Annotated in this window: 9 protein-coding genes; 2 read left to right on the forward strand and 7 right to left on the reverse strand. The window is 26.2% G+C overall.

All coding sequences use genetic code 11. From position 1 onward, the window contains the following. Positions 1 to 89: 89 nt before the first annotated feature. The 6 genes from MBFIL_RS01265 to MBFIL_RS01290 all read right to left on the reverse strand — a co-directional run bounded on the left by MBFIL_RS01265 (position 90) and on the right by MBFIL_RS01290 (position 3,643). Entirely contained in the window at positions 90 to 275 is a 186-nt protein-coding gene (locus MBFIL_RS01265) for a PIN domain-containing protein (RefSeq protein ID WP_066970698.1), read from the reverse strand. A gap of 5 nt (positions 276 to 280) precedes the next feature. Beyond that, positions 281 to 559 carry a hypothetical protein gene (locus tag MBFIL_RS01270; RefSeq protein WP_066970700.1) on the reverse strand — a complete coding sequence of 93 codons (279 nt, stop codon included), beginning with the start codon at positions 557 to 559 and terminating at the stop codon, positions 281 to 283. A 92-nt stretch (positions 560 to 651) separates the two neighbouring features. After that, positions 652 to 915: a hypothetical protein gene (locus MBFIL_RS01275; protein ID WP_084266251.1), complete on the reverse strand. Its 264-nt coding sequence runs from the start codon at positions 913 to 915 to the stop codon at positions 652 to 654. A 12-nt stretch (positions 916 to 927) separates the two neighbouring features. Further along, positions 928 to 1,713, reverse strand: a complete 786-nt coding sequence (locus MBFIL_RS01280; RefSeq protein WP_066970702.1) for an ATP-binding protein — start codon at positions 1,711 to 1,713, stop codon at positions 928 to 930. A gap of 41 nt (positions 1,714 to 1,754) precedes the next feature. Continuing rightward, positions 1,755 to 3,011, reverse strand: coding sequence for a site-specific integrase (locus tag MBFIL_RS01285; protein WP_084266252.1), 1,257 nt, complete (start codon positions 3,009 to 3,011; stop codon positions 1,755 to 1,757). Between the two features lie 278 nt (positions 3,012 to 3,289). Beyond that, positions 3,290 to 3,643, reverse strand: a complete 354-nt coding sequence (locus MBFIL_RS01290) for a PRC-barrel domain-containing protein (protein ID WP_066970704.1) — start codon at positions 3,641 to 3,643, stop codon at positions 3,290 to 3,292. A 428-nt stretch (positions 3,644 to 4,071) separates the two neighbouring features. On the opposite strand from MBFIL_RS01290, the gene MBFIL_RS01295 reads away from it, so the two are divergent. Beyond that, complete coding sequence (locus MBFIL_RS01295) at positions 4,072 to 4,797, forward strand: tRNA-binding protein (protein WP_066970706.1); 726 nt, start codon at positions 4,072 to 4,074, stop codon at positions 4,795 to 4,797. 199 nt (positions 4,798 to 4,996) lie between these two features. Here MBFIL_RS01295 and MBFIL_RS01300 read toward each other — a convergent pair whose 3' ends face one another. After that, the gene (locus MBFIL_RS01300; RefSeq protein WP_066970708.1) at positions 4,997 to 6,409 is read right to left on the reverse strand and encodes a lactaldehyde dehydrogenase; all 1,413 of its coding nucleotides are present in this window, start codon (positions 6,407 to 6,409) and stop codon (positions 4,997 to 4,999) included. A gap of 184 nt (positions 6,410 to 6,593) precedes the next feature. Between MBFIL_RS01300 and MBFIL_RS10910 the strand changes: the two genes are divergently transcribed. Then, positions 6,594 to 7,076 (forward strand): TM2 domain-containing protein, encoded by a 483-nt coding sequence (locus MBFIL_RS10910; protein ID WP_066970711.1) that lies wholly within the window; start codon positions 6,594 to 6,596, stop codon positions 7,074 to 7,076. Positions 7,077 to 7,184 lie beyond the last annotated feature (108 nt).

Here is a 7,184-nt window from a genome sequence, read left to right on the forward strand (position 1 = left end):
AATAGATATTCAATGAAAAACATAGACAACAAATAAAAAAAACTACAAAAAATAATTTACAATCTAACCACAACTAAGAAAATTCACTGTCATCCATCAACTGAAAAATTAATTATTGCACAGCCAATAAGAACAGTTAAAACTTCTGATATAACAAGGTTCGAGATAACTTTTTCTTCATTTTTAATCCTTTCATTTACTTCTACAGCTCTCTCGTGGAAATCGTCATTTTCAAAGAAATAAGCAACTAAAAAAGAAGTGTCTAAGAAAATCATTGTTTTTAATCCTTGATATGAGCTTGTTTCTTTAATTCAACTGCATTTGTTCTTTCATCAAGTTTAATTATTCCTTTTAAGTCTTCAAACTTTAATTTATTGGTTGGATTGTTAATACTCATACATTTTACTTTTTCTTTAAGAGTTTCATGTTCTCTTTTTTCCAATCCTTCTTCTATAAACTCATTTAGAAGTTTTTCTTCGGTTATATTCTCTTTTTTTGCTCGTAATTCTATTCTTTTTAATAAATCTGGTCTTATTATTTCTTCCATTACTATTGTCATAATCATCACCTTTAATATAACAGTTTATATTCACTTATTTAAATGCATTAATATAATATTCATATTTAATTAAAAAAAATAATAGCTATTAATTAATCATCAAGTGAACTAATAACAATATTAATCATTTCTTTCACATTCTGAGGCATGTTTTTTTCAATAATAGTAATAGAATTATTTTTTTCTTTTTGATAAACATACTCCTGAGCAAAAGACCTACTCATAAAATTAACATTTTCAAAATTCATTACAATTTCAGGAGCATCATTGATTAAATTATTAAAAAGATCTTCTGCTGCAAATCGCATACCTAAATTACTGTTAATGGTATCAGCCAACTTTATTTCATTAATCATGTTTTCAGCCTCCTATAATTCAATTTTACCCATATACTTACTATAATCTACATTAACTTTTTTAATTCTTAAACTCACTAATGTTCCATATATATAATTATTATTTAGTTGTTTATATTTCTTTGTATTTTCATCTATATAACACAAACCATTTCTTGAAGCAATAAGTATGGAACCTTTATTACCATTTGTAACTAAGTTTATTGTGCTGTTAAGACCAGTTCCTCTACGATTTTCTTTTTCAAGGTCACTAGATTTACCATTAATAGCTTGAAAAATAGCATCACAATCATTTTCAAATTCAAATCCACATTTTTCAAATCTCCCTGGTATTGACACACCATTATCCATAAAACTTATGTCAGTATAATTATTCTTTGGGAATAATTGAGCTAATGCACGACCAATACTAAAATCAGAATGATCAAACATATTGTTAATAATTTCATATATCATAAAGTTTAAAGTGTTCACTCCACCATATGCTGAATCTAGTAAACTATAAAATCCTGAAGTGATTTCATCAATTTCCTTTTTATCATTGCTAAATGTTATATAAGGTATAGTGTTATGACTATGATCAATTATTCCTAAAACTTTTTTAGTGTAATTTTCCACATTATTGTGTACTATATACTTTGAAATTTCATTTTCATCACCATAATTAAGTAAAGGTAATAAGTTAGTAGGATTCAAAAAGTTAATAGAACTTAAATCAATATAATCATTAACACTGTCATGCTCATCCATTACTTTTTCGAATTTCTCGAAATCAGTTAATAATTTTTTATAAGACATTTTGTTATTTCCTTTTAAATTAAAATATTAAAAAATTAATGCTATTTTCCCCTTATCTCTTTTAACAAAGTATCCTGAAATTCCTTTATACCCTTAATCTCATCATCAAACCTACGCTCCAACTCTTCAGCAGAAGCTATCGTTTCTTTTAATTTAATATTTTCACCAGCAATATTACTAATAACCTTGTCTTTCTCAAATAAATTTTTTTCCATCTGTTCTTCTAATTCTTGAAATTCTTTTGTTTTGAAATCAAAATCTTCACTATAAATAGTTATACGATCTAAATATTCAATATAATTATCTCTTAAGTCTTCATAATCATCAAAAAAATAAGATTTATCAGTCCCTAACTTACCTCTTCCTTGTAATGCGTCAACATATTCTTTTTTCATTCCTGGCTGTCGTCTTCCATCTTTCTTTTTACTTCTGCTTAAGTTGCTTGCATGGAATTTTCTAAGCATATGTGATCTGAATCTATTTTTTCCGTCTATTTTTTCTATATTTAATTTTTCATTAATTTCTTTAAATCGTTCATGGAAATATACTGTGTTTGTCTTAAACAATTTGCTATTTAAGTTGAAATTATCCGTTCTTGTTAGTAAGTAATTCATTATTGCTTTTGTAGCTTCGTTAGAGCAATATGTTTTATAAGGGTTGTTTGTTTTCTGTCGTATGATACTAAATTCAGGGATTATGTTTTTTTCAGGGATTAAATCATTAATTATTTTATTTAATATGGTTTTAGGGTTTTCATTTGGTAGATTTTCTATATGATGATATCTCTGTGTTGCTTTTATGAAGTCTTTTATTGTTAAATTTAGTGTTTCAGTTTTTGCTGATCCACTACTTGACATGAATAATATTATTGCAGTCATTAATGGTCCACTTATATCACATGATAGTTTAATTAAGTTATGATCAGGTAAATCTTTGTAGTAGATAGGTGTGGCGTGGTTTGCATTTTTATCACTTATATGTGGCAGTTCATGTAGTTCGATTTCAAAATGCCTATATATTGTTTTTATCCTATTTAAATTGACTATTGCTGTTTTTATAAGATAATTGTCATATAAATAAGACCTATATTTTATTAATCTTTCTTTTAATTTTCTCTCTTTCCATCTTATCCCTTCGATTTCTTCTTTTTCAGCTTCTTTTAGTAGTTCACGTAAGGATTTATCATTAAATTCTGTGTAACTTTTAACAGCACCACTAGATCCTTTTAATGTTAAGTAAGCCCAATTTCTACTTTTTTGAATGTTTTTTAATATTTTTAAATCTTCTTCCATGATCATATATATTTGTCCTTATAAATTTATTATTAATCATAGAGCATTTGAAAAGTAATGAAAAATAAATAAATTTATATAAATTGTTACTAAAAACTAATAAAAAATAATAAAAAATAGATTCTGACAATTAATAATTAGAAATCAAAAAATAAGAAGGTTATGATTAATAAATTAACCAATGAAAAAATGAATAAAAAAGGATAAAAAATGAATATTCACTATTATGCTTTAGTAATAGCTAAGTTATTAAAATTAATGAAATATATAAAATGTTATAATAATTAAATACCTATACCTTGAGGTGTAGTTTCTTGAGTAGCTACTGGTCCTTTAGGAATAAATAAATCTTGTGGATCAATTAACATAATATCACCAATAGCTCTGACTTTATCATAATCCACAGAAATTAAAGTTTCTTTAAAATTTTCCATTTCATCATCTTCTGGAACAAATTGCAAACCTTTTTTAAATATATCTGCAAATCCAATATTCTTTTTTTCAGAGTCAATTATTTTAACTTGAAGTTTAGCTATAGTTCCAAGCCTAATGTTAAGAACCACATCATGAACTTTACCTACATATAGTCCTGCAATAGTATAAATTTTTAAATCAAAAAGTTGTGAAACATCTACCATTTTACCTCACCTAAAATGTTTTTTCTATGTTTTTAGTGAAATCATTTATAATCAATAAACCACAGATGAATGTAATATAATCGGATTTAAATATAAAAAATCAAATTAAAAATACACCAACATTAGTAATATTTATAAAAAATGTTAAATTAATTTAAACGTATATTAAATATATATTAAATGTTAAATTATTTTTATTTGTTTATATATATTTCAATTAATAATATAAATAGTTTTCGTTGAAAAGCATATAATGTCTAAAAAAATTATATGAGTACACATAATATATAAAACAAAATAGAATTAATTTTAATAAAAATCAAAAATATTATTAAAATACAATTTAAATATTATTAAAAATATTACTAAAATAACTAGAAATATTACTAAAATAATTTAAATCATCCATAATTAGTTGGAGGAATAATATGTGGGATACAGATAAAGACTACAGAATATTAATAGCTCAAAAAGCATTGGACTTATATAATCGAACAGTGAACAGTGGAACATTACGAGGAAGATGGAATAAAAGAATGGCAATAGATACTGCAAATAGTATGAGTAGTGATTTTCAAAGTTTAACATATTCTTACTTAGACCCTGCAGATTTAGCCAAATCCCCCGAAGTCAAATCATTAGAAGATAAATACCAGTTAGTTATAAGATATCTTGGAGGAGATGATTGGAACCATGAATTCCTTAGACAAACACCAAAAAATGAAAAACACAAAGCAGAAGAAAGTATAGCTAAAATAAGATTTTTTCTAAGAACAATATCTGGTTTAAAAGACAGATTAAATTTTGGACCTATAAATGACCCCATAATCGGGATTGACATTATTGTTGGGGAAATAATGAGTGTTAGTAAACATGATAAGAATCCAAACCTAATGATTTGTAATGTAAATATAGGAAAACAAGCTATTAAAGTAGTTACAAATGATTTAACTGTTAAAGAAAGAGATCGAGTTGGAATAGCAATGCTTCCACCAGCAACATTCACAGGAATAGCTAGTGAAGGAATGTTTTTAGGACATGGAGAAGGAATCCTAAAAGAGATCAAAGGAGAACTTGGAGAAATTCCAAAGGGCATACCAATCGAATCTCTTAATGAAAGTCGAAATTTAATTGAAAATTTCTTAAAGAACTAATATTTCTCAAATAACTAATATAATACCATAATACCATAATACCATAATACCATAATACCATAATACCATAATACCATAATACCATAATACCATAATACCATAATACCATAATACCATAATACCATAATACCATAATAACCAAATTAATCATATATAAATATTATTTTAAATTAATAGCTATTATAACCCCTTAAAAATACTATCTTAAATTAATAGCTATTAATTTTGTTCTTGTCATGTCTTCAACTGCATATTTAACTCCTTCTTTTCCTATTCCGCTGGATTTAAATCCGCCGAATGGCATGTTATCTGTTCTGAATGTGGATTGTTTGTTTAAAAATACTGTCCCTGCCTCCACTTCATTTAAACATTTCATTCCTTCTTTTAAATTTTCTGTAAAAATTCCAGCTTGAAGTGCAAAATCTGAATTATTTGCAACAGATATTGCCTCTTCTACACCATTTACTCTGATTATTGGTGATACTGGTCCAAAAGTTTCATTAATAACTATATCCATCTTAGGACTTACATTATCAATAATTGTAGGCTCAAAAAAACTTCCTTTTCGTTTTCCACCACATACTACAGTTGCACCATTATCTATTGCTGATATAAATGAAGATTCAACTATCTTAGCAGCATTTTCATCAATTAAAGGTCCAATATCAGTATCCATTTTAGAAGGATCCCCTAATTTTAATTTTTTAGTTGCATTTACAAATTTTTGGATAAATTCATCTGCAATAATATTATCAACAATTATTCTTTTTACTGCCATACACACTTGACCAGAATAAAGATAAGAACCATTAATAGCTCCTTTAACTGCTTTTTCTATGTCTGCATCTTTTAATATAATTAGTGGATCGTTTCCTCCAAGTTCTAAAGTTAATTTTTTCATTCCTGCATTATTTGCAATCATAAGTCCTGTTGGAACACTTCCAGTAAATGATATTTTAGCTATTCCATTATTAATTGTAAGTTCATCCCCTATTTCCATACTTCTACCTGTTAAAGTGTTAATAACACCAGCGGGAAATTCTGCATTTATTATTTCAGCCATCATCATTGAAGAAAGTGGAGCTTTAATAGAAGGTTTCAATATCACAGCATTCTTAGCTGCAATAGCTGGAGCTACCTTATGAATAGCTAAATTAACAGGATAATTAAATGGAGTTATACAAGCAACAACACCAAGAGGCAATTTCTGAGTAAATCCAAAGAAACCTTTACCACCAAGACCCGCATCAAGTGGAATAGATTCTCCATAAATCCTTTTTGATTCCTCTGCTGCAAGTTTAAGTGTTTCAACAGATCGTGACATTTCAAATAAAGCATCTTTAATAGGCTTACCAGTTTCAGCAGTTATCATCTTTGCTATTTTCTTTTGTTCATCTTTAAGATTTTCATATGCATTATAAAGAGCATTAGACAATTTAAATGCTGAAAAATCATTAAGGATATTTTGAGCTTTCTTTGCAGAACTAATAGCTATTTTAACATCATCTCTTGTACATATTGGAACTTTATCAATGAGTTCATTTGTGTAAGGGTTGATTACATCTATTTTTTTGTCTTTATCTATGAATTTTCCGTTTATAAGTGCTTTCATGCAATTACCACCTGTAATAATTAATATAATAAAGTATGTCGTTATGATGAGAGTAAATTAATTAAATATTTATATCTTTTTAAACATACTAATAAACATTATAATTGAATACTATATTTGAACTTAAAACTTTTAAAAAAAAATATTTAGGAATAGTTAAGAATAATATTTAAGGAGATTTTTCATGGATCATTATGTAAACAAATCTAATAATCAGATAGAATACCATAAGAAACCAGTCTTAGCTGCACTATTTTCATTTTTCTTTTCTACCTTTGGACAGTTCTATAATGGGCAAATATTAAAAGGAATATTGTTTGATGTGATTACAGTTATTTTAACTCTGATATTTATACCCTTAGGCTTGATATTTAAAATATACACAATTTACGACGCTTATAAAAGTGCTAAATATATTAACCAACACAATGGAAATTATTTCTTCAATGAAGTAAATGGAGAAAAATCAAAAAACATTTTTGAAGAATTAGATGCTAAAATTAGTTCATATTTCCATAAAACAAAATCTACAGGGGCTAAAACACCATCATGGATTTTAATAATTATTTTATGGTTAATATTAGGAATAATAATCACAATCCCCTTTTACTTAGGACCCATTACCTATTATCCCTATTATCATTTAAAGGAGTTTATCCATAATTAAAATAAAGGTTTATGATTGTTGGATATGGTTTTAGATGTTTTTTAGTTTTTGTTTTAGTTTTTTGGTCTATTTTTTGTGTTTTAGTTTTAAACTTTTTAAATGTGTTTT

The sequence above is a fragment of the Methanobrevibacter filiformis genome (genome assembly GCF_001639265.1).
Taxonomy (GTDB): Archaea; Methanobacteriota; Methanobacteria; order Methanobacteriales; family Methanobacteriaceae; genus Methanacia; species Methanacia filiformis.